Origin of the sequence: Sporocytophaga sp. (assembly GCF_017745095.1) — a bacterium.
In the GTDB taxonomy this organism is placed as follows: Bacteria; Bacteroidota; Bacteroidia; order Cytophagales; family Cytophagaceae; genus Sporocytophaga.
Genome location: NZ_JAGHZZ010000017.1, coordinates 1 through 25361, shown reverse-complemented (window position 1 = coordinate 25361; position 25361 = coordinate 1). Strand labels below are relative to the sequence as shown.

23 protein-coding genes are annotated in these 25361 nt (G+C 36.6%); 10 read left to right on the top strand and 13 right to left on the bottom strand.

Annotated elements, in window-relative coordinates; genetic code table 11:
• Positions 1-98: 98 nt before the first annotated feature.
• Entirely contained in the window at positions 99-485 is a 387-nt protein-coding gene (locus J7604_RS20185) for a hypothetical protein (RefSeq protein ID WP_293899851.1), read from the bottom strand.
• A gap of 354 nt (positions 486-839) precedes the next feature.
• Here J7604_RS20185 and J7604_RS20180 point away from each other — a divergent pair, with 354 nt between their 5' ends.
• Positions 840-3107 (top strand): PAS domain-containing protein, encoded by a 2268-nt coding sequence (locus J7604_RS20180; protein ID WP_293899848.1) that lies wholly within the window; start codon positions 840-842, stop codon positions 3105-3107.
• A 147-nt stretch (positions 3108-3254) separates the two neighbouring features.
• Here the strand turns inward: J7604_RS20180 and J7604_RS20175 are convergent, their stop codons facing one another.
• The 5 genes from J7604_RS20175 to J7604_RS20155 all read right to left on the bottom strand — a co-directional run bounded on the left by J7604_RS20175 (position 3255) and on the right by J7604_RS20155 (position 6798).
• Complete coding sequence (locus J7604_RS20175) at positions 3255-3710, bottom strand: carcinine hydrolase/isopenicillin-N N-acyltransferase family protein (RefSeq protein ID WP_293899845.1); 456 nt, start codon at positions 3708-3710, stop codon at positions 3255-3257.
• A complete protein-coding gene (locus tag J7604_RS20170) occupies positions 3671-4162 on the bottom strand; it encodes a hypothetical protein (RefSeq protein WP_293899842.1) in 492 nt (163 codons plus the stop codon). The genes J7604_RS20175 and J7604_RS20170 overlap by 40 nt, the downstream gene beginning before the upstream one ends.
• An 88-nt stretch (positions 4163-4250) precedes the next feature.
• A complete protein-coding gene (locus tag J7604_RS20165; protein WP_028980522.1) occupies positions 4251-4445 on the bottom strand; it encodes a cold-shock protein in 195 nt (64 codons plus the stop codon).
• Positions 4446-4631: 186 nt separating this feature from the next.
• The gene (locus J7604_RS20160; protein WP_293899837.1) at positions 4632-4910 is read right to left on the bottom strand and encodes an RNA-binding protein; all 279 of its coding nucleotides are present in this window, start codon (positions 4908-4910) and stop codon (positions 4632-4634) included.
• Positions 4911-5100: 190 nt separating this feature from the next.
• Positions 5101-6798, bottom strand: a complete 1698-nt coding sequence (locus J7604_RS20155) for an NlpC/P60 family protein (RefSeq protein ID WP_293899834.1) — start codon at positions 6796-6798, stop codon at positions 5101-5103.
• A 157-nt stretch (positions 6799-6955) separates the two neighbouring features.
• On the opposite strand from J7604_RS20155, the gene J7604_RS20150 reads away from it, so the two are divergent.
• The 3 genes from J7604_RS20150 to J7604_RS20140 all read left to right on the top strand — a co-directional run bounded on the left by J7604_RS20150 (position 6956) and on the right by J7604_RS20140 (position 9466).
• Positions 6956-7294: a DUF2185 domain-containing protein gene (locus tag J7604_RS20150; RefSeq protein ID WP_293899831.1), complete on the top strand. Its 339-nt coding sequence runs from the start codon at positions 6956-6958 to the stop codon at positions 7292-7294.
• Between the two features lie 245 nt (positions 7295-7539).
• The gene (locus J7604_RS20145; RefSeq protein WP_293899828.1) at positions 7540-8781 is read left to right on the top strand and encodes an Hsp70 family protein; all 1242 of its coding nucleotides are present in this window, start codon (positions 7540-7542) and stop codon (positions 8779-8781) included.
• Between the two features lies 1 nt (position 8782).
• Complete coding sequence (locus J7604_RS20140) at positions 8783-9466, top strand: methyltransferase domain-containing protein (protein ID WP_293899825.1); 684 nt, start codon at positions 8783-8785, stop codon at positions 9464-9466.
• A gap of 37 nt (positions 9467-9503) precedes the next feature.
• On the opposite strand, the gene J7604_RS20135 is transcribed toward J7604_RS20140, so the two are convergent.
• Together J7604_RS20135 and J7604_RS20130 are read right to left on the bottom strand one after the other, a co-directional pair.
• Positions 9504-9953 carry a GNAT family N-acetyltransferase gene (locus tag J7604_RS20135; protein WP_293899822.1) on the bottom strand — a complete coding sequence of 150 codons (450 nt, stop codon included), beginning with the start codon at positions 9951-9953 and terminating at the stop codon, positions 9504-9506.
• Entirely contained in the window at positions 9938-10840 is a 903-nt protein-coding gene (locus tag J7604_RS20130; RefSeq protein WP_293899819.1) for a LysR family transcriptional regulator, read from the bottom strand. The genes J7604_RS20135 and J7604_RS20130 overlap by 16 nt, the downstream gene beginning before the upstream one ends.
• Positions 10841-10986: 146 nt before the next feature.
• Between J7604_RS20130 and J7604_RS20125 the strand changes: the two genes are divergently transcribed.
• Positions 10987-11382, top strand: a complete 396-nt coding sequence (locus J7604_RS20125) for a rhodanese-like domain-containing protein (protein ID WP_293899816.1) — start codon at positions 10987-10989, stop codon at positions 11380-11382.
• A gap of 106 nt (positions 11383-11488) precedes the next feature.
• Complete coding sequence (locus tag J7604_RS20120; RefSeq protein WP_293899813.1) at positions 11489-12367, top strand: alpha/beta hydrolase; 879 nt, start codon at positions 11489-11491, stop codon at positions 12365-12367.
• 90 nt (positions 12368-12457) lie between these two features.
• Here the strand turns inward: J7604_RS20120 and ilvC are convergent, their stop codons facing one another.
• From ilvC to J7604_RS20100, 4 genes are all read right to left on the bottom strand, one after another.
• Positions 12458-13978 (bottom strand): ketol-acid reductoisomerase, encoded by a 1521-nt coding sequence (gene ilvC / locus J7604_RS20115; protein ID WP_293899810.1) that lies wholly within the window; start codon positions 13976-13978, stop codon positions 12458-12460.
• A gap of 410 nt (positions 13979-14388) precedes the next feature.
• On the bottom strand, positions 14389-14976 hold the full coding sequence (locus J7604_RS20110) for a hypothetical protein (RefSeq protein ID WP_293899807.1): 588 nt from the start codon (positions 14974-14976) through the stop codon (positions 14389-14391).
• Between the two features lie 16 nt (positions 14977-14992).
• Positions 14993-16726: a VanW family protein gene (locus tag J7604_RS20105; RefSeq protein WP_293899804.1), complete on the bottom strand. Its 1734-nt coding sequence runs from the start codon at positions 16724-16726 to the stop codon at positions 14993-14995.
• A gap of 6 nt (positions 16727-16732) precedes the next feature.
• On the bottom strand, positions 16733-17095 hold the full coding sequence (locus J7604_RS20100) for a hypothetical protein (RefSeq protein ID WP_293899801.1): 363 nt from the start codon (positions 17093-17095) through the stop codon (positions 16733-16735).
• Between the two features lie 324 nt (positions 17096-17419).
• Here J7604_RS20100 and J7604_RS20095 point away from each other — a divergent pair, with 324 nt between their 5' ends.
• Positions 17420-20368 (top strand): DNA polymerase III subunit alpha, encoded by a 2949-nt coding sequence (locus J7604_RS20095; RefSeq protein ID WP_293899798.1) that lies wholly within the window; start codon positions 17420-17422, stop codon positions 20366-20368.
• On the top strand, positions 20355-21503 hold the full coding sequence (gene dinB / locus J7604_RS20090; RefSeq protein WP_293899795.1) for a DNA polymerase IV: 1149 nt from the start codon (positions 20355-20357) through the stop codon (positions 21501-21503). Before J7604_RS20095 ends, dinB begins: the two co-directional genes overlap by 14 nt.
• Positions 21504-21649: 146 nt before the next feature.
• Here the strand turns inward: dinB and J7604_RS20085 are convergent, their stop codons facing one another.
• A complete protein-coding gene (locus tag J7604_RS20085; RefSeq protein ID WP_293899792.1) occupies positions 21650-23491 on the bottom strand; it encodes a CUB domain-containing protein in 1842 nt (613 codons plus the stop codon).
• Between the two features lie 421 nt (positions 23492-23912).
• On the opposite strand from J7604_RS20085, the gene J7604_RS20080 reads away from it, so the two are divergent.
• Positions 23913-24578 carry a hypothetical protein gene (locus tag J7604_RS20080; RefSeq protein ID WP_293899789.1) on the top strand — a complete coding sequence of 222 codons (666 nt, stop codon included), beginning with the start codon at positions 23913-23915 and terminating at the stop codon, positions 24576-24578.
• Between the two features lie 104 nt (positions 24579-24682).
• A partial coding sequence (locus tag J7604_RS20075) for a hypothetical protein (protein WP_293899786.1) occupies positions 24683-25361 on the top strand: 679 nt, incomplete at its 3' end.

Below are 25361 nucleotides of genomic sequence, written 5' to 3'. Positions count from 1 at the left end.
ATCCGCAATACTGTATTGAACACGTATCAGAAAACATTATATAAATTAAGTAAATAAGCATACTTAATTATGCGGACTTCAAATAAAAACTCTTTCTACTAAATTCTAAATACCTGATGAAGGATCGATAAATCAGTGGTAATAAGAGGTGGACTGTAGCAATAAAAACGGACATGAGAGTCCTCTGCCTGCAAATGCTCAAATGCTACATAAAAGTAAGCTGCAGCAAACAAAATTATATCCGGGATATTATCAAAATTCCCTTGTCTTAAAAGATCTGAATCAAGCTTTTTAAGTTCTGATTTTACCTCACAACAATTGTTGCTCTCTTTGGTATTCTTGCAACAATTCTTTTTTTCAGCACTTTTACACCTTACATTATTCCCAGTTCTGTATTTACAGATAGCGTTAGTAGTAGTCACTCCTATCACAGAGATAAGAAGCGCAAATACAAGGACGATATTTATAAATCTTTGGAAATACATAAAATGGCATTAACTAAACCGTGGAATGGTTTCCAAGGTTCCATTATCAAATCTATATACGACCTTTTTTAAATAAAAGTATAACCAATTTAATAAAAAAGATATCTGCTCTAATCATACATAGTATAGTCAATTAATTTTTCACAATAAAATTAAAAATAACTATCTGGTTTTTAAAAGCTATACTTAAAACACAATTCAGAAGTTAATGTAATATAACAGATCATTAGGAAACAATTTTCAAATTTATCGTATATAGATCCAAATTACATACAATTCCTTCTTCCAACACGATTCAAACCAGGAATACGCTAAGAGGATATCTTTTAATTATCAATATTTATTAAATACCAGATGAATATTTCAGTTTTCAGTAAAACCAGCAATTCAAAAACAAAAGAACTCGAAGAGAGAGTAACAGCACTAGAAGCACAAATTATAGCCGCTTCAGAATTTGTGAAAGAGATAGAGAAAGGAAATCTGACCGCAGAATATAAGTATAATGGTGAATCAGAAACAGATAATGCACTGAGTACTTCACTTATAAGTCTCAGAAATCAGTTGAAGAACTATGCAGTAGAAGAAAAGGAAAGAAACTGGGTTACTGAAGGTCTTGCTAGATTCATTGATATCCTTCGTTCCAAAAACAATGACATGACTGAGCTTACAGATGATATAATCAGGAATCTGATTAAATATCTGGGAGCCAATCAAGGGGCACTATATATAATTAATGACACTAATGCTCAGGATATATTTTTAGAGATAAAAGCTTGTTATGCTTTTGAAAGAAAAAAATACATTGATCAGAGAATAGAGATAGGTGAAGGTCTTGCAGGACAGGCTGTAATGGAAAAAGAAACCATTTACATGACAGAGATCCCCAGTCATTATTTAAGAATTACTTCTGGTCTTGGAGAAGGAAGTGCTAGAAACCTTCTGATCGTTCCGTTAAAGCTGGATGATCAAGTTCTTGGTGTACTTGAAATTGCTTCCTTTTCCATATTTAAAAAATATCAGATTGAGTTTGTTGAAAGGCTTGGAGAAAGCATTGCTTCTACAGTAAAAGCTGTAAAAATCAATCAACGTACCAACAAGCTCCTTCAGGATACACAAGCCCAAACACAGCAGTTAAGGGAACAAGAAGAGGAAGTCAGACAAAACATGGAAGAACTTTCTGCAACTCAGGAAGAAATGAAACGTGTCCTTACTCAAGCTCAGGAAAAGGAAAGTTATCTGAATGAATTGATCAACGTTCCTAAAGACAGCATATTTACCATTGATAAGGATTATAAAATATTAAGTTACAACAGGGCGTTTGCAGCCGGCATAGAAGTTATGACAGGAAAGATGGACTTTAAAGGTTTTGATTTTCTTTCATTATTTCCGGATCCGAGTGTAAAGCAAAAGCAAATAACTTTGTATGGAAGAGCCTTTGCAGGAGAAAATTTTGAAGAGACTGATGAATATGATACTAATGGAGTGAAATCCTATTATACGACAAACCTTGCTCCTATTTATAGCAAAGAAGGTGAAATTATAGCCGTAGCTTGCTTTGGCAAAGATGTGACAATGCTTATGAGTGCACAAAAGCAAACAGAACAACTCCTAAATGAATCACGTCAGAAATCAGAGGAACTTATGGCGCAAGAAGAAGAGCTTCGTCAGAATATGGAAGAACTTTCAACTACTCAGGAAGAAATGGAAAGAATTCTGAATGAAGTAAAAGAGAAAGAAAGTTATCTTACCGAACTGATCAATGTTCCCAAAGATACAATCTTCACTGTAGACAAAGATTATAAAATTTTAAGTTATAACAAGGCTTTTTCAATGGCACTTGAATCATTTACAGGAAACATTGATCTAAAAGGCTTTCCTTTCCTTGATTTATTCCCTACCGAAGCTGACAAGCAAAAACAAATAGCTCTCTATGAAAGAGCTTTCAAAGGCGAAAATTTTGAAGTTACCAATGAATATGATGACAATAATGGGGGAATGATCTATGTAACAACGAACCTTGCGCCATTACACGACAAGAACAATAAGATCTTTGCAGTGGCAAGCTTTGGAAAAGACATTACAACCCTAATCGCAGTACAAAAGCAATCTGAAAAATTACTTGAAGAAAGTCGCCTTAAGTCTGAAGAACTTTTATCTCAGGAAGAGGAACTTCGCCAAAATATGGAGGAACTTTCCGCAACCCAAGAAGAAATGCAACGTATCCTAGAGGACGTGCAGCAAAAAGAGCGGTATTTAAAAGAATTGATAAATGTGCCTAAGGACAGCATTTTTACAGTAGATAAAAATTATTGCATAATTGACTGGAACAAATCATTTTCAATAGGTCTTGAAGCTGCAGGTATCACAGAGCTCAAGGGATTTAATCTTATGAACCTCTTTCAGGATGAGAAGGCAAAACAAGAACAGATTGAGGTTTACCAGAGGGCATTTAAAGGTGAAAACTTTGAAATAATAACGGAATATCCCCAAGATAATAAAATTTCTTACTACGCTTCCAATTACGCACCTTTACGTGATGAGACTGGGCAAATTACTGCTGTAGCATGTTTTTCCAAAGATGTTACTGAATTAATGGCGGCTAGAAAGAATAACAAAAAATAAGATTTAGTTTAGTTTAGAGTTGTTTTATCAGACAAAAAGGAACTGCCCTACAGTTCCTTTTGTCATTTATGAAGGTTAGTTTCTTTTGATTATATCATTGTTATCTGCAGATAAATAGATATCGCCGGTATTATTATCGAAAACCATTTATTGAACTGTTATGGACATCTTTACACCTTCATCTCGCAAGATCTTCATACATCCTTCCAAATTATAAGGCATTGCTTTCTTTAACAGAGTTTCAGCCCGTTCATATCTTCCACATGATGTCGTCTGAAGAAGGTTATTTCCAGAGGTTGTATTTTGAATCTGCTTATAATCATTGGTAACAACTATATAATCAGTCTTTGATATTCTTGTGGCAAACCTGTTTGGTGTCCTTTCAATAACAATTTTTTCATCCGATGAAACTCCTGAAAGCAGGATCAAGCAGTCACTAGCAAATTTAGTATTTTCAAGTTTTGCCCTTGCATCCTGAAAGGTATTCGAATAAGTTAAAATATCTCTTAATAAGAATGAGACAGGAACTGCAATTTCAGGAGTATCTTCGCTTAAAACTGCGTTCAGAGTAAGGGAAAACTTACCAGGACTAATACCTGACAATGTTCCGATAAATCCAGGCCAACCAATGGTTTTAAAAAGCGTTTTTCCTTCCCTTTGAAAGTGAAAAATCTGGTATGTTTCCCTAGCAGGTTATTTTCTGTATGCCAATCCAGATTCCTTCCATGCAATACTGTATGACCGTTACATATAGCAAATGCAGTGCACCCAAAGTAAAACTTCAGAATGTCATAGTACAAATTGGCTATCAGAACCTCATTAGAAGAAAAATTTGAAATAGAAGCGATAAATTCAATTTCCCACAAATATTCTTCTGAAATAATAGTTTTCTTGAATACCTCGATATTATCGAAAATAAAATCAGCCCCTTCGAAATCATTTAAATAACACTGAAGCAGATCATAAATAGCTTCTTTATAGCCGATCAAAAAAGCCCAACGTTGATCGGGTGGAAGATCCAGATTAACAATATGTTCTTGAATTAGATTTTTCATTAAATGAATCAGTATAGAAAAAATGAAAACTAAAAAAAAAAGGCTGTATGAAATCATACAGCCTTTTCAAAATAACAGGTACAAATATCTATTTTTCGATCTTCACGTTAACCGCGTTTGGACCTTTTTTTCCTTGACGAACCTCAAATGTTACTTTATCATTCTCACGAACTTGATCAGCTAAGCCACTAACGTGAACGAAGATTTCTTCTCCAGTTCCTTCTGTTTTAATAAACCCAAATCCTTTTGAGTTATTAAAAAATTTTACTACACCTTTTTGCATTATTAAATTGTTAAATAAATTATTAAAACTGATTGTGTTTTTAAAGTGGAATTTTACTTTTAGGACTGTAATTTAATAATACAAGAGTGCTAAAAATACTAATTCGCTTTAATATTTTGGTAAATATAAAAAGATAATTGAAATATTGCTAATTTTCAATTATTAAATTCCTCAAAATTTATTTACTTACCAGTTACTATCTCCACTGTTCTTTTTTAAGGGGGCTTTAGGGCGGGCTTTATTAACGACTATCTTTCTTCCCTGCAGGTTGAAATTGTTTAATCCATTGATTGCCTTCATTGAATCCCGGTCATTTAACATTTCTATAAATGCCGTTCCCATCGAAACTCCTGAATATTTGTCTTTCATTAGTCTCACTTTTTGTACCTGTCCGAATCTTTGAAAAAGATCTCTGAGTTGCTCTTCATTCACCTCAACATTGAGGTTTCCCACGTAAATATTCATTTATGAGTAAAATAGATTTAAATAAAAACTTATCCAATCACCGTTAATCTGTTCAACACCAAAGTTTGTTTGCGGAATTCAGGTGAGTATTTACCAGACGGTTATAAAATTTCAACTCCTAAAAATTATAAAGGTTTAAAACACCAGCTGGTATAATTATTTACCCTTAACGGATTTTTACAAGGAAAGATTACTCCCAACCAGTAATTTTTTTCAAATAGGGCACAATTTGTTGCGCCATACTTTCATGAGTATGTAAGCTGGGATGCCAATCTTCACCAAAAGGGGCTGATTGTGGTACCATAGCAAAGGTATAAATATTTTTGTCGCCAGCCTCTTTAATAGAATTAACTACAGATTCTACATACCTCTTCGATTTAGTAAAAAGGAATGCATTGACCGGAAAGCTATCATTGAGACCATTTGAGGGAACACAAACAATTTTTGCTGCAGGATATAATTCACGTACTTTTTTCACAAACGATATATATTGATCCACAAATCTGGAAGAATCCAGCTTAGAACTCCCGGAAAATTCCTGAAAGAAATCATTGGTTCCTAAGTGAATAACTACCAAATCAGGAATATAATTGCTAAAATTCCACTTGGGAAGTTTCTCATCAGGAAAAATTCTGTCATAAATCTGAGGCAAAGTTCCAATGGTATCTCCCTGAAAGTTTCTATACATACCCTTTCCGGAATATGCTGTACACATGTATTGAGCATTAAGCTTTTGTGATACCAAATTCCCCCAGGCCAAATAGTTATCTTCATTCGCACTACTGAACCCTGTATTAGGGTTTCCCTCCGGAGGTGCAGGAATTACCAACGCATTTCCGTAACCACAAGTATAAGAGTCACCTATGAATTCTATTTTTCTTACAGACTTATTCATTGGCTTTAACAACTTATCATTTTTACCAAATACAAATCCCTTAAACTCTGATTTACCTACAAAGCTTTCTGTCCTTTTAAATATGGAAATATCATGAATTGTATCCTTTAAATTTCCTCCAACGTGATAGACATGTGTACCTGGTTTACATTTCACAATTTCAGCAATCCGACCATCTACCAAAACCGTAAAATAATTAGCTGATTTATCTTCATTTCCGCCCAAATCATTGAGCTCAAAACCAATGGAATTGCCTACAAATCTTGCTGAGACAGTAACTCCAGGAAAAGTAAAACCAGGTTTTTTATTATCTGAGAAATCAATTCTGCCCGAATATTGAATATAGGGATGATCTGCCCCAACTTTTACTAAAGAACTATCAGCAGAAACCAGCATATAAAAAGAAGCTTCGTTAACCTTTACTCCCCCAAGCCTTGTGCCGAATAAAAACCTCTTTCCCCAATAAACATCATTGATGGATGAAATAATAACACCCTGGGAATGTGATGCATGAATAAATTTTTCTTCACCAAGATAGATTCCGGCATGAGTGATAAAATTCCTTGAATTGTAAGAATTGTAGAAAAAAACCAGATCTCCCCTTTCAAGACTATCTTTGGATGGAACTATATTACCGTATCTTGCCTGTTCATGTGAGGAATGAGGAAGCAAAATCCCGAACTTCTGATGAGTTACACGAACTAAACCTGAGCAGTCTATACCCTTCCTGCTTGTTCCTCCCATCCTATGCGGAGTTCCTAAGAAACTGCTAGCTTCTTTAATCAATTCTTCAACAGAATAATTTTCTCTGGAAATCTGTTTCTCAGCACCTCCCCTAAAAAAGGTTTTAAGTCCGTTTCGAATCTCTGGATTATTAAAACTATTTATTAACTGCTCTACTTTTCCGCCATCAGTAAATGAAAATGAACAGCAAAAGCAAAGTATTATTATTAAAGCAAGAGGTCGTTTATCAAACAGGAAAGAGAAAATCATTCAGTAATTTTTCTTCAATAGATTGTTATAGTTTTTCAAAGATAAAGACAACTTTCCTATATTTATGAACACTTTAGGGTTTAAAGGGCTTTTTTTTATAAAAAACCAAATAACCGCCACAATTTAAACTAATTACATTAAATCAATATTTTACAAAATGAAAAAAGGTCTTAAAATCGATTCGGTAGATATCGTTCAGCTTATACCCTCAATGGGTGGTTGTATAGCTTCAGATAAAATTACTGTGGACGGATTGCCAGTTGGATTTATGTATCGTGAAGAGCCTGAAGAAGGCTGGGACAGCGGCTGGAGATTCTTGTCTGGTACTGAAACTGAAGAATATATCGATGATTCGGAGAATTCAGGAATATATGATGTGAACACCATTGCAAACTATGACCGTGCTATCATCCCCCATTTGAACCTTCCGAATGGAACGGAACTGGAAAGAATAGAAGGGACTGATAATTTTCAGCCACTACCTCCGGAAGAATAATACAGAAAGATTGTAAGCAACAGCAAGAATTAGCCAAACTTGTTGCTGTTGCTCACACTCTTGCTGCCTTTTTAATATTACTTTTTTATCCACTTTTAGAAAATTTCCCTGTTTAACATTTCCTTCCACAGGTTTATTTCAAGTATATTTGAAGCTTTTTCAAAAAAATTAAAGAGAAATTATCAATCAATGAACGTCTTCATTCTGTTTGATATTCTTGATTGAAAAGTAACAACTATTTAAACATGGCAAATCATATTTACGGAATTGACTTTGGTACCAGTAACTCAGTTTTAGCAATAGCTAACAAGGCAACTAAAGAAATCAAGCATGTAATAAGTGAACAATCCGTAATACATTTTACAGAATCATCTCAAATTTCAATAGGGAAAAAAGCTGTTGAACATTATATCCAAAATAACCTGAAAGGACGTCTGCTTAAATCTGTAAAAACCCTACTACCTCAAGCTTCCTTTACTTTCACATATATTTATGGCCAAAAATATACTGCTGAAGATCTTGTTTGTCTCCTTTTAAAGTCACTAAAAAAGGAAGCTGACGAATATCTGGGGGAAGATGTGAATGAAGTAATCATGGGAAGGCCTGTTGTGTTTTCTGAGGATCTGGAAAAAGACCAGCTGGCAGAAAATCGATTGCTTGCAGCAGCAAAAAAAGCAGGATTTGAACATATATGGTTTCAATATGAACCAATAGGTGCTGGATTTTTATATGAACAAAGTATTGAGAAACCCGAAGTTGTCCTTATTGGTGACTTCGGTGGAGGTACTTCAGACTTTACACTCATGCGCCTTGATCGCAATAACCTTAATCTTACTGACAGAAAATCGCAGATCATTAATACCGGCGGTATACACATTGGAGGGGATGATTTTGACGCATTGATTATGTGGCATAAGATGGTCTCATATTTCGGATATGGACTTAAATACGAATCTTTCGGAAAAATGCTTGACTTACCGGTACATATCTACCGGAGCCTTTGTGAGTGGGAACAAATGGCATTCCTGAAAGAAGGTAAGCTAAGGAAATCTTTAGATAGCTATTACCTTTATACACAAAGAAACCCTGCTATACAAAGGCTGATGACTTTTATCGATCAGAACCTTGGGTTCTCTTTGTTTCGCAAAATTGAAAAAGGTAAAATTGAATTGTCTGAAAAATCATTTGCAGATATTCAATTCAGTGAAGCTGGAATAGAAATTCAGGAACACCTTGAGCTAAATGAATTCAATGAATTTGCAATGAAAGAGGTAATCAAAATTGAAGCATTCCTGACTGAATTTATTGAGAAGTCTGGCATACCTCAAAACGAAATCAATAACATATTCTTAACAGGTGGAACTTCATCTCTTCAGGCTGTAAGAAATATCTTTTCCAATAAGTTTTCAGATGATAAGATACATCGAGGAGATAACTTCAACAGTGTGGCGCAAGGATTGGCGTTAAGTTATTTTTATAGAAATTAAAATGGATCTCCTCAACAATCAAAATCTGGAAAACTCACCTGTAGTTGCCAACAACAGAATGAACAGAGAGCGCAATGCAGTAGGCATAAACAGTTATGAGAAGGACATTGACCTGTCTCCTGTTGAAGTCATTAGCCAAAGCTTTAAAACCAAAAACACTTTCACCTGGCTTGACATCTGCTGTGGAAGAGGCAAAGCACTCATTCAGACAGCACAGTATGTATCAAAGCATTTCCCTTCAAAACAGATAGCTTTTACAGGAATAGATCTGATCGATATGTTTGATTCCATTCCGGAGCAATGTAATTCAGTCTCCCTACATGCTCAGTCATTTTTCAATTTTGAATCAGTGCAGAAATATGATCTTATCACCTGTGTCCATGGCTTGCACTATATGGGCGACAAACTAGAAGCCATTCGCAAAGCTTGTTCAATGTTAAATAGTGAAGGCTTATTTATAGCCAACTTCGATACAAAATGCATCAAGAGCATTGAAATTAAGAATATTCAACAAAAGCTTTCGGCCTGGTTTAAATTCAATAACATAGAATACTCTTCAAAGAAACACTTAGTAAAGTTTAAAGGCATCGGAACATTTACTATGCCATTTCAATTTGTCGGGGCAGATGATAAAGCAGGCCCTAACTATACAGGGCAGGAGGCTGTGGATTCGTTTTACAAGTAAAAGTAGTTGAAGATATAAAAATTTTTAACCTACAAAATTAAACTGTCATCGTAAACCTCACTTTATCCCTACTCTGACCTCCTATTCTCTTATAAAACTTGATTGCTCTTTCATTAAAAACAGGTGTCTGCCATTGTATATTACAACAACCTTTAACTTTGGCAATTTCCTTTATACGCATAATCATTGTCTCTCCTATTCCGCATCCACGATAACATTCATCCAGATAAAGGCAATCCAGATTCAAAAAAGAAGCGCCGCTCCAAGTCGAATAATCAAAGGTATAACTGGCATAACCGACAACCTTTTCATCAACCTCTACCACCAGACAATGCAAAAGCGGATAATTCCCAAACAAAGCTTCATTCAATAGCATTTCTTTATCATGAGCATCATAATCTGCATTCTCATACGCAGCATGTTTTGCGCATAAATCTATAAGCACAGGTAAATCTCGTTCTTCACAAGTTCTTATTCTATATTCCATACAACATGCAACTCCGTTTTCAGAAAATCTATGAAATGAGTAAAATAATCGGGTTGTTTTTTATCACTTAACACAGCGATGTAATGCTTTCTTTTCAATCCTGTCTTACCAATTTTTATCGCTTTTAAAGTGGAGGTTTTAAGATAAGGCTGAGCTGCCCATTTTGCCATAGACATGACACCCATATCCGCCTTTACCATTTCTACAGAAGCTTCAGTCAATGGAAGCGGCGTGATTTTCTTAGGCTTTACTTTAGCTGGTGCCAGAAAAAACTGATGTACTGAAACGGTTTCCAATGGAAGTGAATGAATGATCAGATGTTCATTGATGAAATCTTCTGCCTGTACATATTTCTTATCAGACCAGGGATGATTCTCTGAAACCAGCATCACCAGCTCGTCCTGAAAAAGCTCGATGTACTTAATATTTTCATCTTTAACAGGATCGCTGGTAATAGCAATGTCCAGTTCATTGGCAAGAAGCTTTTGTAATGGATAATGGGTGGCTTCCATTACAATCTTCAGGTCCACATTAGGATACAATAACTGAAACTGTTTCATTACCGAAGGCAGCCAGTGGTATCCGGAATAACATTCTGTACTGATTCTTATTTCTCCGATTTCTCCGAAAACCATTTGTTTTATGGAGTATTGAGTATTCGAAAGCTTATCAAGAATCTCGTTGGCTGCCTCATAAAGTTTTTCACCGGCTTTGGTCAGAACAAGCTTTTTATTTACCCTTAAAAATATCTTTGTTCCAAGTTGATACTCTGCCTCTTTAAGTTGATGACTCAAGGCAGATTGAGTAAGATGCAATTTAAAAATGGCTTTGGAAATACTGCCTTCCTCTACAATAGCTTTAACAAGTTTCAAATGTCGGATTTCCATCAATTAAAATATTATGCCTACAAATTACGGAAAAAAATCAATTGATGAATCCATGAAAATAATTGATCAGACAGATGAATTCTTTTCGTTTTTAACAGACCATTCAACTGGATAGATTTGCTTTATACTTTTTAAACAGCAAAACTATGAACGAACAGATTAAACACTATGCAAACAAATTGCAATTTGAGATGGATCCATCAGATTTGTTTGATGCTTTAAATAAGGGTGAAAAGATCATTGTAATTGATGCAAGAAAACCAATGGCCTTTAAAGCTGAACATATACCTGGGGCTATTAATATTCCTCATCGTGAAATGAATGAAGAACGAACGCAGACGCTTGATAAAAATATCTTATATATCACCTATTGTGATGGTATCGGATGTAATGCTTCTACCAAAGGAGCGCTCAATATGGCCAAGCTTGGCTTCTATGTGAAAGAATTAATAGGTGGCCTTGAATGGTGGAAAAAAGATGGCTATGCAATAAAAGGAACCCAAAGTGAACCAAATGAATCAAAGGCAGAATGTTCCTGTTAGTGGCGGTTCCCTTATTCGTCAAAAAAAAGACTAAGCATCAAATACTTATAAGCATTTGTAATCTTTTAAGATATTCTGATTGTTATATTATAAAACAGTTCAGGATATGGGATATATCAAAACCAAAACTTCTGAAAAAGGACAACCCATAGAGTTATTTTATCAGGATTTGGGTGAAGGGAAACCGGTTGTACTTATTCATGGGTGGCCTTTAAGCCAGGAGATGTGGGAATACCAGGTAAATGCCCTGGTTGAAAATGGATTAAGAGTGATCACTTATGATAGACGAGGATTTGGTAAATCTTCCAAACCTTTGAATGGGTATGATTATGATACATTTACGGATGACTTAAAAGCAGTTTTAGAAACCCTAAATCTTGAAGATGTAACCCTTGTGGGCTTTTCCATGGGCGGTGGTGAAGTAGTGAGATATTTCAGCAGATACGGCGGATCAAGAATTACTCAGGCAGTATTATTAGGTGCTGTCACTCCGTTTTTACTTAAAACAAAGGACAATCCAGATGGAGCCCATAAAGAGATTTTCACTAATGCAATCAATGTAATCAAAGAGGACAGGATCGGATTTATAGATATGTTCGGTCAGCAGTTTTTTGGAATTACAAAAGATCACAGGCCATTGAGCGATCCTTTACTTGAGTATTATCGGACATTGGCGTCATTTGCAGGTCCGATACCTACCCAAAAAGCTGTGATTGCATATTCAGAAACAGATTTCAGAAAAGATTTAAATGCTGTACATGTGCCGACTTTGATCATCCATGGCGATGCGGACACAATTGTTCCAATCGAAATCAGCAGTGATAGAACAGCTCAAATGATTCCGGATAATTATTACAAAATTTATCCTGGTGCTCCACATGGGTTCTTTTATACGCATAAAGAAAAATTAAATGAAGACCTGCTTGAATTTATATTACATCACGACCATTTTGAGCCTGTGACTGTAAAATCAGGCCGAAGATAAGATCAATTTGTATAGAACCAGAATACAATAAAAAAGCCCCCCGACAAAAGTCGGGGGGCTTTTTATAGTGCTTTCAGTGTAGTTTTCAGACTAAACAGCAGCTGCAGCTTTCTCTTTTACAGGAGACTCTGCGCCAAGGCTGATCTGTTTCATGCTTGTCATAGCTTCTCTAAGCTCAGCACCTACAATTTCGATAGGGTGGAAACGGATGATTTCGTTTACAGCAAGAAGTGTTTTATTGTCAACACCACCTGATTTTCCTTCATTGTAGTTTTTACCGATTACATCAGTATCTATTTTCTTCATGAAATCAGCAAGTAATGGCTTACATGCATGATCAAACAGATAGCAACCATACTCGGCTGTATCAGAGATCACTCTGTTCATTTCGAAAAGTTTTTTACGAGCGATAGTGTTTGCGATAAGTGGAGTTTCGTGTAGAGACTCATAGTATGCAGACTCATCTTTGATACCTGATTCTGTCATTGTTTCGAAAGCAAGTTCAACACCTGCTCTTACGAAAGCAACCATTAACAGACCGTTATCATAGAATTCCTGCTCAGATATTTTCATTGAACCTGGAGCTGTTTTCTCAAATGCAGTCTCTCCTGTTGCAGCTCTCCAAGTCAATAGATTCTTGTCGTTGTCAGCCCAGTCTTTCATCATAGTAGAAGAAAATTCTCCGCTCATGATATCATCCTGATGCTTCTGGAATAAAGGTCTCATAATGTCTTTCAACTCCTCAGAAAGTTCGAAAGCTTTAATTTTAGCAGGATTAGAAAGTCTGTCCATCATTAAAGTGATACCGCCATGTTTCAATGACTCAGTGATCACTTCCCAACCATACTGAATAAATTTAGCAGCGTATCCTTTATCAATACCTTTTTCAACCATTTTGTTGAAGCTAAGGATTGAACCTGTCTGAAGAAGACCGCAAAGGATAGTTTGCTCACCCATAAGGTCAGATTTTACTTCAGCTACAAATGAAGACTGAAGAACACCAGCTCTATCTCCACCTGTTGCTACTGCATAAGCTTTAGCATAATCCCATCCTTTTCCTTCCGGATCGTTCTCAGGGTGTACCGCGATAAGAGTAGGAACACCGAAACCTCTTTTATACTCTTCTCTCACTTCAGATCCAGGAGATTTAGGAGCCACCATGATTACCGTGATATCTTTTCTGATCTGCATTCCTTCTTCAACGATGTTGAAACCGTGAGAGTAAGAAAGTGTAGATCCTTTTTTCATTAATGGCATAACAGCTGTAACTACAGAAGTATGTTGCTTGTCAGGAGTAAGGTTGATAACAAGGTCAGCAGAAGGGATTAACTCTTGGTAAGTACCAACTTTAAATCCATTGTCAGAAGCATTTTTCCATGACTGTCTTTTCTGATCAATAGCATCTTTTCTCAGAGCATAAGCAATATCAAGACCTGAATCTCTCATGTTCAAACCTTGGTTCAAACCTTGAGCACCGCAACCTACGATTACGATTTTTTTACCTTTCAAAGCTTTTACGCCATCAGTGAATTCAGAACTGTCCATGAATTCGCAAACGCCCAATTGATTTAGTTTTTCTCTGAGCGGAAGTGTATTGAAATAATTAGCCATTTTGTTTTATTAAATATTTAAGGTTCAATATTTTTCGAGTCAAAGTCAGCATTACAGACTTTTGATCGTTACAAAGATCGTAAATCTTATGGAAAACAGATGTTAATTTTCCTCAAAGTTTAGGTACTTTTTATGGATTTCCAAAAGAAATATGCTCAACCAGGGGTGCTTCAATAAATATATAAGCGGGAAAGATCTTTCTCCGATTAAAGTTAACTAAATATTCCTGAAAAAGCACCCATCTGGATAAACTCTCCTTATTTCTACTAATTATCAATTATTTAAAACACAAAAAGTGAAATCTGCGTGAGATTTTATTATAAAAAGATACTCTCTTTTGAGAAAAATAATGAAGCTTCAAGGATAAAACTGTGGTTAGTAATTTTTTATGGAATTTCTTTAAAAGCTCTTCAATGCATGCACCCCATATAAATCTGAGCCGGAAATACTTTAGCAGATGGATAATCAACTTTTATAATATTGGCGAGACTGTCAGCGCTTTTCTTATTCAGATACATCATGGCAAGCACAAACATCTTTGTTGTATCCTGACGGTGTTTCTCTAGTTCAGGTTCATTATTCGAAATAGAGGTATCTGTATATGCATAGCTCATTTCTACACTAACAAGATTTTCTCCATTTCTTCTGAAAAAATATTCACCAGCCCACATTTCATCTTCATCGTCATCAGGCAACACAATTCCCTTTTGAGGATTGTAATACCTACCCAAAGTGTCGAACTTAAAACTAAGCTTGTCAGCAGTTTGTAATGCAATAGTCTTTAAACTATCATAATTATAACCTTCTGCCACAGAGACGATATAATTCAATTCTAAATCAGATTCTTCACTTGTTTCTACAGCCTCTTCACTTACATCCGGTTGTTTTTCTACAACAGAAGTATCAGAGGCTAGAACTTCTGTAGGTTTATTTTCTTCAGAAGCACAACTGAGAAGAGCTACTAAAGCTACGATGTAGATTAAATTTGTTGATTTCATATATAAATTTAATACTCTATTTTTCAGGTTGACAAAATTTCATCACCTCTCTCTTAAACCCTTCATAATCCCCTGCCTCCAGAACTTTAATCTGCTCTGTCGCTTCTATTCCACATGCTCTGGTTGTGAGCACCGGAATACCTTTTGATATTGCCTTTAATATCAATCTTGGCTGATGCTCTACATACGCAGGATAAACCACTAATCCGACTTCTTTGAAGTTACCGTTAAACCTTTCTGTAACTATATCTTTCCAGAAGTCATCCTGTTCTGCCGCTCTTCCCGCTATAACAACCGGGAGATTCAACTCCATGGCAAGCTTCTTTACCTCATAAGCTCCTTTCCGTCCCAGAGATGAAGGGAACAAAACTTTTGTTCCTATACTGCCTGTAGGCTGAATAGCCGGTAATACCCAATCAAGCTTCACGGCTTTGTTTCTGAAGATCTCTGTAATATCATGATGAGGAGTAATTATTTTGTGAGACATGGTAAGAGCTATATTCTCCAAATCTATCATTTGTTGTGAAGCTCTGTAGTCCTTCAATGTGTTACTCTCCGGATATCTGTTAAATGCATGATCAAGTCTTTCGTGGAGTTTTTCCATTGGCAACCTGGTCATTAATACATCATAGGTTCGACCACCCAGAGCTCCTGTTGCAAATAAAAAAGGTAACAGGTTCTGAGATACTATAACATGAGTCGATTCCACAGGGATCATTTGTGCTGCTCTTTCTGCAATCTTTCTGTCCGCACTCAATGTGATTTCAAAAATATTCTTTCCGTTTTTTGAAGCTGCTCTCTGCTTTAAAGCTCTCAAAATTCCTTGTATCACAGTTGAACGTACATGTTTATGATTTTTAAATGACCAAGAATAACGTTCAGTATTCAGCAGTTTAATTCCAGATAAAGGAATTATATAAAAATCATTGTGTGTTGATATAGAATTTATGTAAGCATCATATTCCGGCCATTTTTCATCAAGAATAAATGTAGTGATATTGCCTGAGCGTTTTATGGTTGGCTTACCAGGATGCTTAAAGCAGCTAGTATTTCCGCAGGAGTAACAATCATTCAATTTATTGTAATCCCTGATGTTATCAGAAGTCTGCGCAGATGAGTTTTTCTGTGTACTTTTAAATCTTACTATTAACTTCTCGGAAGTTAACTCTACTTCAATTCTGAAATCATAATCCGACCTGAACCTGAGATCTACATAATTCCATTTTACCGTAGCATCTCTGTCCTGCTCTGCCAGAGAGCCTTTTATAACTCTTGTATGTTTGTGCCTCTCAACTATATCAAAATTCGCTTTAAGAGCAGCATCATACAAGGCATTCGACATCTGACAAAGACCGCCGGCAATAGTCGGGACAATACATCCTTCTCTTACCTCTCTCCCGATTACATATCCTTTACCAAAGTTAGGATTGCCGATATGCTTCCAGAAGCTGAATACTTCATTTGCTTTTACTTCAATGCCATTGAGCTTTCTGGCTGCAATCCTTATATTTTCTATCTTTCCTGCAGTCAGAATCCAGTTATCATCATTATCATAAGGATTCCAGAGATCACTCTCCGACAATGCAATCACAGGAAGCGTTACAAGCTTCTGAGCATCTTTATAAACCTTGATATTTGAAAATAAATTTTCAGTCAAACGTTTCGCTGTCAGCAAAGCAGATTTCACCCTGAACTTTGTATCCTGAATAAAGCTGTGCTTCTCTGTGAGTATTTGTCTGGTTGTATTCAATGCAACTTATTTAAACTTAAAAACAAAACCTGTTGTCGCAAGACATAAAAGTAAAAACGGACCTAAAAGTACAATGACTCCGGACAAACTATCGCCCGCTATCCCAATTGCAAAAGATAGCCATGCTCCGGACATAATGATCTGAGCCAGCTCTAACAATGGCATTCGCTTTTGTTTTTTGTTTATTATATAAAAAGAGAAAAGCTGAAACAGTGCAGAAAATATAAATATGGGGCCAAAGAATATCAACAGAACTCCTGCATTACAAGAGCCTCCCATCTGAGTACTGAGCGCTATTACTGAAAAAAAGCTATAGAGGACAACTATCGCAAAAACAGTGTAGTAAAGTTTGGAATGTTTGGTATTCATTAATTAAAACTTTCTTTATCAAAATTCTGGAGGTCTATATTATGAAACTTACTTCGTTTAATATAATCATAATACCTGCCACCTCCTAGTTCCTACTCCATACTGCATTTACAAATATGAAGTTTTTACTTTTTCCCGCTTAATTTAGTTTCTTCCATTCCATTTCCTATCATTTTATTTTACAGCCTCTTATTTCCCATCTCCAATCCTCAAATCAGACCAAAATCCTCTTCGTCAATCCCCCAAACTATTTCACCGAATTAAGCTAACAATTTTAGCAATTGACCGTTTTTTTAGTAATATTTGGCAATAAAATTAGTAATAATGTATTTAAACTGTCATAGCTTCTATTCGATGAGGTACGGGACGCTTTCCGTAAAAGAGCTGGTGGAAGAAGCCTGTGAAAAACGTGCTGATGTTCTTGCACTTACGGACATCAATAACACTTCTGCCACTTTTGAATTTGTCAGAACCTGTCAGGAAAAAGGAATTAAACCCATTGTCGGAATTGAATTCCGAAACGGAGATGAACTGCTCTTCATCGGAATAGCAAAAAACAACGAAGGTTTTAGAGAACTTAACAAGCTGCTTTCCATTCATAACATGCGCAAAAAGGCATTACCCGCCCATGCCCCTGAAATGAATGACGCCTATATTATATACCCTCTGGGCAAAAAAGAACCTGAAGCTCTGAGAGATAACGAATGGCTTGGAATCCGCATTCCGGAACTCAGCCGCATTCCCTTCTCTGACCTGAACAAGCAACAGCATAAAATGGTGATGCTCCATCCTGTTACTTTCAAAAGTAAGCAGGGATACAATCTGCACAGATTACTCAGGGCCGTCAGCAAAAACACGCTATTGAGCAAGCTTACGATGGAAGAACAGGCCATGCAAGATGAGATCATGCTACCTGCTGATCAATTGTTTGGGGCTTATGGCCGCTTCCAGAAAATCATCAAGAACACCATGGATCTGGCAGACTCCTGCTCCATACACTTTGATGATAAAAACAAAAGCCGTAAAACCTTTACAGGTAATCTTTATGATGACAAACTGTTGCTCGAGAAACTAGCTCTGGATGGTCTCAAACACCGCTATCGAAGGAATAATAAAGCTGTTCAGGAACGTGTAAAGAAAGAACTGGAGGTCATTGACCGGCTGGGCTTTAATGCTTACTTCCTGATCACCTGGGACATCCTGCGTTATGCCAAGAACAGAAACTTCAGCTTCGTGGGCCGTGGCAGCGGGGCCAACAGCATCATCGCTTATTGCCTGGGCATCACCGAAGTAGATCCTATCGAACTTGATCTTTATTTTGAGCGGTTCCTCAACCCTCACCGTACCTCTCCGCCGGACTTTGATATCGACTTCTCCTGGAGAGACCGCGATGATGTCACCGACTATGTATTCAAAAGGTATGGTAATGAGCATACTGCATTACTTGCAACTTACAGTACCTTCCGGGGCAAATCCATTATAAGAGAACTCGGCAAAGTTTTCGGATTGCCCAAACCAGAGATAGATAATATTCTCACGCTGCACGATCCTTCCAAACTGAAGGATAAGGATCAAATCGTGAAGACGATGTTTCATTATGGAAAACTCATGGAAGATTTCCCTAATTATCTTTCTATCCATGCAGGCGGAATTCTTATTTCGGAAAAGGAAATCAATTATTATACAGCCACTGATCTTCCGCCTAAGAACTTCCCTATCACACACTTCGATATGTGGGCGGCAGAAGATATGGGACTACATAAATATGACATCCTCAGTCAGCGTGGATTGGGCCATATTAAAGATGCTATTTCTCTTGTAAAGCAAAATACAGGACAGACTGTAGAAGTGAATTTTGAAAAGATCAAAGAAGATCCTAAGGTAAGAGACAATATAAAGACAGGTAATACAATAGGCTGCTTTTATATAGAATCTCCTGCGATGAGAATGCTGCTCAAAAAGCTTCGCTGTCAGGATTATAAAACGCTGGTTGCTGCTTCTTCCATCATTCGTCCTGGCGTGGCGCAGTCTGGCATGATGAATGAATATATCAAACGCTTTCATCAGCCGGAGACTATTCAATACCTACATCCTCTCATGGAGGAGATGCTGAAGGAAACCTTTGGCGTGATGGTTTATCAGGAAGATGTGATCAAAGTGGCGCACTACATTGCTGGACTTGATCTTGGAGAAGCCGATCTGCTCAGAAGGGCTATGTCCGGCAAATACAAAGGCAAGGAAGAAATGGACAAGGTAAAGCGTAACTTTATCGACTCCTGCAGAAAGCAAGGTCACCCTGATGATTTCTCCAACGAGCTATGGAGACAGATACAGAGCTTTTCCGGTTATAGCTTCTGCAAAGCTCACTCTGCAAGTTTTGCTGTGGAAAGCTATGAAAGCCTTTATCTTAAAACATATTACCCGAAGGAATTCATGACTGCGGTTATCAACAACTTCGGTGGCTTTTATTCTACTGAGTTTTACTTCCATGAAGCCCGCATGTCCGGAGCGGAAACTGAAGCTCCTTGTGTGAATAATAGCGATTATTATACAACCATTATAGGCAATAAAATCTATACTGGCTTTATTCACCTGAGAGATTTTGAACAAAAGATCGGGCAGGCTATTCCTCTGGAGCGCGAGACAAACGGGCCATACAGAGATCTCTATGATTTTATCAAACGCATTCCTCTGTCTCTGGAGCAACTCAATATTTTGATCCGTATCGGCTCGTTTCGTTTTACAGGCAAAACTAAAAAGGTTCTGCTCATGGATGCTGCGCTACATTTCAGTAAGAGCAAAAGCAAAGTTCCCGGCCCCGAACTGTTTCAACTTGAACGGAAAGAACTTGTGCTTCCGCCTCTAAGCAGTTTTAGCTATGAAGATGCTTTTGATCAGTTTGAGATACTGGGCTTTCCGTTGTGTATGCCTTTTGATCTTTTGCCTCAAAATTATACGGGAGATATTTCCGCAGATGAAATGCTGCAGCATACCGGCAAGCAAGTATCGATGCTTGGCTATTTTATTGCAACCAAAGACTTGTATACGGTCAGAAATGAGCTGATGTCTTTTATGCATTTTATAGACAAAAAAGGCAAAAGCCTTGACACCATACATTTTCCTCCTTCCCTGCAAAGATATCCTCTCAAAGGGCAAGGCTTCTACATGCTGAAAGGAAAGGTAACCGTGGAATTCGGCTATCCGAGCCTGGAAGTAAATTACATGCAAAAACTACCTATGGTAAAAAAGGAGGTAATACGTGAACATCAATGATCCTAACAGAACCATCGTACACATGGACCTGGATTCTTTCTTTGTCTCCGTGGAGTGCAAGGAAAATAAAGAACTTAAAGGAAAGCCTGTCATCATAGGCGGTTCGGGCGACCGGGGCGTGGTGGCTTCTTGTTCTTATGAAGCAAGAAAATTCGGAGTACACTCTGCCATGAGCAGCAAGATGGCCAGAAGGCTGTGTCCTCAGGCTATATGGATACGTGGAGACATGGAAAAGTATAGCAGATACTCCAATGAGATTACAGAAATCATAGCAGAGAGTGCTCCTGTTCTTGAGAAAGCCTCGGTCGATGAGTTCTATCTTGATGTATCTGGCATGGACCGCTTTTTCGGCTGTTACAAGTGGACAACAGAACTGAAGCAACGTATCATGAAGCAATCCGGGCTACCTATTTCTTTTGGCTTGTCTGTTAATAAAACTATTTCCAAAATAGCTACCGGAGAAGGCAAGCCCAACGGGGCTAAAGAAGTACCATTCGGCACTGAGAAGGGTTTCATCGCTCCTATGCCTGTTTCCAAGATCCCCATGGTAGGTGAAAAAACAACACAATACCTCAACAGTCTTGGCATAGTAGATGTGAAAACATTAAGCAACATGCCAATGGAGGTCATGCACTCTCTTCTGGGAAAGAACGGAATCGTCCTCTGGCAAAGGGCTAATGCTATAGACCATACACCTGTAGAGCCTTACTCCGAACGTAAATCTGTGTCTACTGAGACAACCTTTGAAGCAGATACGATTGATGTGAAGATGATTCGTTCGGTTATTCTTAAAATGGTAGAAGAACTTTGCTTCAGCCTGAGAAAGGAAGGCTGGCTTACTGGCTGCATCACCTTAAAGCTTCGCTATTCTAACTTTGACACTTGTACCAAACAGAAAAGCATCCCCTACACTGCTTCCGACGAAGTACTGATGCAACATATAAAAGAATTGTTTGACAGTCTCTATAACCGAAGAATGCTGATCAGGCTGGTAGGTGTACGCTTGAGCCATCTGGTACATGGCAATTACCAGATCAGTCTTTTCGAAGATTCAGCAAAGAAGATCAACCTGTATCAGGCAATGGATAAGATCAGGTATAAATTTGGTGAAGATAAGGTGGGACGGGCGGTGTGATTATAGAGACGCCATGTATGGCGTCTCTACAAATTGTGATTACAAAAAACATCATAACAAATCAATAAAGAAATGATGTGTATAAAAAATCGCAAGGCCCACACGTGGTGGAAAGACAGACGTCAGACATGGCGTCTATACAACATTTACTCAACTATAAACCTTTGAAAATTCACGCCATTCTCCGGAGTCTCAATTTTAATTATATAAAATCCTGGCTGGATGACTGATTTTAAATTAAACGGACTATCGATGCTTTGTACTGAGTGATATAACTCCTGTCCTTTAACATCTAAAACAGTAATTGTAGCAGCACTCAGATTTTGCCCATCTTTTACAGACAATCTGAAATTACCGTTATTCGGATTGGGATTAATCTGTAACGAACTTCCTAAAAACTCTTTTTCAGCAGAACCATCTATAGACGTTACAGCAGTGCAAGTGGTATTTACTGAGAATCCGGAATAATTTCCACTATAATCACTATGAAAAAATAAGGTAAGAGACCCATCTGCTGCTGTGGAAGTAATATTGGCAGGCATAGTACTACCAGATAATTTTTTAATTAATGATGCTGCCACATTCGAGTTTCCATTATAAACACTTAAATAATCGTAGCTCTCGGTATAAAACTCGGTAAATGAAAGCATAACCTTTTGGCCAGCCTGCTCAGGATAAATAGTTAGTTGATCATCTGAGTTTGCCTGATAGCTTCCTAAAAATCCATTATCTGTAATAAGCTTATTACATGTTGTAATGGAGTTAATCTGCTTGTATTTTAATTTATAAATACCAGTTGTGTCCAGACAGCTTGCAGTCATCTCAAAACCTGTATTCTGATTATAACCATCACTGATGAATTTCACAATAATACTTCCATCTTTAGATGAAGACACATATGATTTCGGGAGAGAATAAGCATCGCTCTGATATAACTGACCAATGATCGCCTTGTCATCCGGATTTATAAATTGTATATAATCATTATATGCAAAAAGGCCATAATTTGATTTTTTCAAAGTAATCATAGCTATTGAATTCGGTTCTGCAGGGAAAATCCTTATTGTACTGTTAATATTGGGAGAATAATTAGCGGCTTCACTTCCATCATCAAAGATTTGAACATTGCAGGTCCTTAACGAATCATTTCTGTTTGTCATCAGAATTTTTTCTGCATAAAAGACAAGGGGTTGAAGCTGGCTCCAAACAACTTGTTTTACTATTGTATTATTCAAACTCCCCTGATCTGCGGGAACAGTAGTCTCTATAGTAACAGACACATAAAAAGGGCTATTAAGATCCAGAGATGTTGGCAATGTTAAAGAGTTATCAAATACCATTGGCGTTGATACGTTCTTAAACTCTTTGTTATCATAAATTTTCTCAACCAATGGTGTAGCCAGGTTTGCTTCTGTTGAGGCTAATCTGATCACATATCTGAACGAAGAAAAAGGTGAATCACTTGGGTTAATGATCGCAGTCTTTATATTTAAAACACCGCTCTTGTCTGAGGTTCCAAGATTCACAGACAGCATAGCCAGGTCGGGATTTCTGTTTCCTATAATTACTTCATAGGCTTTAACATTATTCTTTTTATCTTCTTCTGTGATCTGATTGTCCGGATCTACAGACATAATAAAATAACATTTACCGGCAGGGAAATTCATTTCAGGTGTCACCAGAACACCATATACAGCTTTCCCGAATGAACCTGTTGTCGGAGTAGTATTTACTGACGAGCTAGCCAAAAAAGCATCTCCATTATCCAGTATTGCATCTTTAGATAAATAGAAATTACATTTAATAGTCAAAGCAGGTTGTGTTTCACCCACATGGGTAAATAAACCAGCGCCCCAGTCCATATCAAATGCTTCGCCGGGATAAATAACGTCTGGTATATCGGAAGTAGCATTTCCTATATCAAAAGCAAAAGTAGAGTAAAATGAAAGAGAAAGGCAAAAGCAAAGAGCCAGTAGTAGTTTTTTCATGTGACTTAAATGTTTATTCTTGTTGATTTAAGGAAACTCATCTCAAAAATATTCACGACCATCCCTGAAGGCAATAGCCAATATTAGTCATTTTTATCAATTCAACATGGTGCAGATATTGGGATCTACAAATTCTATAAATCTTTAAACCTTTAAAAATGAAGACAATCAGTATTCTTATTAAACAACAACAAATCCTATTATCAGATATAATGTGTTATTAACCATTTGCTTAACTAATTTTCAAGGAAAGAGGAACTTGAAATAAAGACAACTGCTGGTTCAAGCGTCCTCGCTTGGACCTATTATTTTTAAGCGGACGCTTGAACCAGCGGAGGTTTGAACATTGCTAAAATTTGAATAATTTGGATAAATTATCCATATACTTTTAGAGGTCAATTTTAGAACAACAACCAATCAGATGAAAAAATTATTCTTAATAACAGTAGCTATAATTTCATTTTTAACTTCATGTGACAGCACTATTGGTAAATATAAAAAAGAAGCTTTACCTGACGACTTTACTTATAAAGTAATTGAAGACAATAGTGATGAAGCACTTGAAAAAAATCAACTGACAATAGAAATTAACAAGAAAATAACTATTGAACAAATTGCCTCACTTGCAGATAAATTATTCTCATCAAAACCCAAACAACGTAGATTTTATATTTTCTATTTATTACCAGGAATGAAAAGCGGTTCTGGAGCTTGGGCAATAAGCCACTTTGACCCAGACTTAGATATTCAGATAATTGGTTCATCAGTTCTGGAAGACCAAAACGCTAACAAAATTTCAGACGCAGTTATTGATGAAGAGATAATTGGGAAATGGCGTGAAGAGCAATACACATCATCCAATTATATTATTTACAAAAATAACAACAAGATTTTCATTAAGACAATATTTAAAAGCGGAGGGACTTCTGACGAAGAGCTTAAAGAACAGAAAGTAAAAAAAGGTATCCGTTACGATTACAAAGCAAGTGGCTATAATGGTGAATATTTCATATTAAATGCGGCTGGTGAGCTTGAATTTTATAATAGCGAAAACAAAAATTTTACGACGGCGACAAAAAATAAATAGTTTAATGTTGAAGACCTTAAGTAAAGGTCTAGCTATTAAGCCCAATATTTAAATTTCCTCTGAAAAAGAGAAAAGATTTCCTCAAAGAAGATTAACTAATAAAGATGACAGAAGAGCTAGACTTAAAGGATTGGTATGATTACTGGAACTTATATGATGATGCTTGCTGGGGAAGGTATCTTACAAGGCCGGATATTAAAGAAGCTTACCATGTATCTCAATATGAATTGAGAAGTTATCTTCATGACAATATTTTAATAAAAGGAATAGAACAAATAGAAACTAATCTTGAGCAAATAGATGGAAATAGTAAATTTTTATATTGGTTTAGATTTCGCGAAGAATTTCTAATCATAACTAAAAAATATAAGATTGATACTTCTAATATTGATAAAGATCTTAAACTGAAATACAAGGAATATATTAATTGGCAGCAAGAGATTAAGCCCAAGTTTAATCTCGATTATGATTACTTTAAATGGTTTTATATTGGAATTTGTTCACTTAAAGATGAGGCTGAAATTTACCTTAATGAAATTCTGTTTAACCTTCCAGTATTCAATAAGATGGAGCTTAATAAGAGAAATTTAGAATTATTAGAAGAAGATAGAAAAGAACAGATTGTAAATATTTATAACTACGGCAATATTGACACTATAATCAATAATTTAAATGAAAACTCTAATTCAAAGACAGGCAGAAAGGAGAAGTTATCTAACCTCAAAATTGTCGAGACAATAATTGATAATTTCAAATGTAACCTTCCCATTATTAGGACAGCTC

Coding starts and splice junctions, on each gene's coding strand:
- J7604_RS20185 (WP_293899851.1), bottom strand. CDS start 485: ATGTATTTCCAAAGATTTATAAATATCGTCCTTGTATTTGCGCTTCTT.
- J7604_RS20180 (WP_293899848.1), top strand. CDS start 840: ATGAATATTTCAGTTTTCAGTAAAACCAGCAATTCAAAAACAAAAGAA.
- J7604_RS20170 (WP_293899842.1), bottom strand. CDS start 4,162: ATGAAAAATCTAATTCAAGAACATATTGTTAATCTGGATCTTCCACCC.
- J7604_RS20165 (WP_028980522.1), bottom strand. CDS start 4,445: ATGCAAAAAGGTGTAGTAAAATTTTTTAATAACTCAAAAGGATTTGGG.
- J7604_RS20160 (WP_293899837.1), bottom strand. CDS start 4,910: ATGAATATTTACGTGGGAAACCTCAATGTTGAGGTGAATGAAGAGCAA.
- J7604_RS20155 (WP_293899834.1), bottom strand. CDS start 6,798: ATGATTTTCTCTTTCCTGTTTGATAAACGACCTCTTGCTTTAATAATA.
- J7604_RS20150 (WP_293899831.1), top strand. CDS start 6,956: ATGAAAAAAGGTCTTAAAATCGATTCGGTAGATATCGTTCAGCTTATA.
- J7604_RS20145 (WP_293899828.1), top strand. CDS start 7,540: ATGGCAAATCATATTTACGGAATTGACTTTGGTACCAGTAACTCAGTT.
- J7604_RS20140 (WP_293899825.1), top strand. CDS start 8,783: ATGGATCTCCTCAACAATCAAAATCTGGAAAACTCACCTGTAGTTGCC.
- J7604_RS20135 (WP_293899822.1), bottom strand. CDS start 9,953: ATGGAATATAGAATAAGAACTTGTGAAGAACGAGATTTACCTGTGCTT.
- J7604_RS20130 (WP_293899819.1), bottom strand. CDS start 10,840: ATGGAAATCCGACATTTGAAACTTGTTAAAGCTATTGTAGAGGAAGGC.
- J7604_RS20125 (WP_293899816.1), top strand. CDS start 10,987: ATGAACGAACAGATTAAACACTATGCAAACAAATTGCAATTTGAGATG.
- J7604_RS20120 (WP_293899813.1), top strand. CDS start 11,489: ATGGGATATATCAAAACCAAAACTTCTGAAAAAGGACAACCCATAGAG.
- ilvC (WP_293899810.1), bottom strand. CDS start 13,978: ATGGCTAATTATTTCAATACACTTCCGCTCAGAGAAAAACTAAATCAA.
- J7604_RS20110 (WP_293899807.1), bottom strand. CDS start 14,976: ATGAAATCAACAAATTTAATCTACATCGTAGCTTTAGTAGCTCTTCTC.
- J7604_RS20100 (WP_293899801.1), bottom strand. CDS start 17,095: ATGAATACCAAACATTCCAAACTTTACTACACTGTTTTTGCGATAGTT.
- J7604_RS20095 (WP_293899798.1), top strand. CDS start 17,420: ATGTATTTAAACTGTCATAGCTTCTATTCGATGAGGTACGGGACGCTT.
- J7604_RS20085 (WP_293899792.1), bottom strand. CDS start 23,491: ATGAAAAAACTACTACTGGCTCTTTGCTTTTGCCTTTCTCTTTCATTT.
- J7604_RS20080 (WP_293899789.1), top strand. CDS start 23,913: ATGAAAAAATTATTCTTAATAACAGTAGCTATAATTTCATTTTTAACT.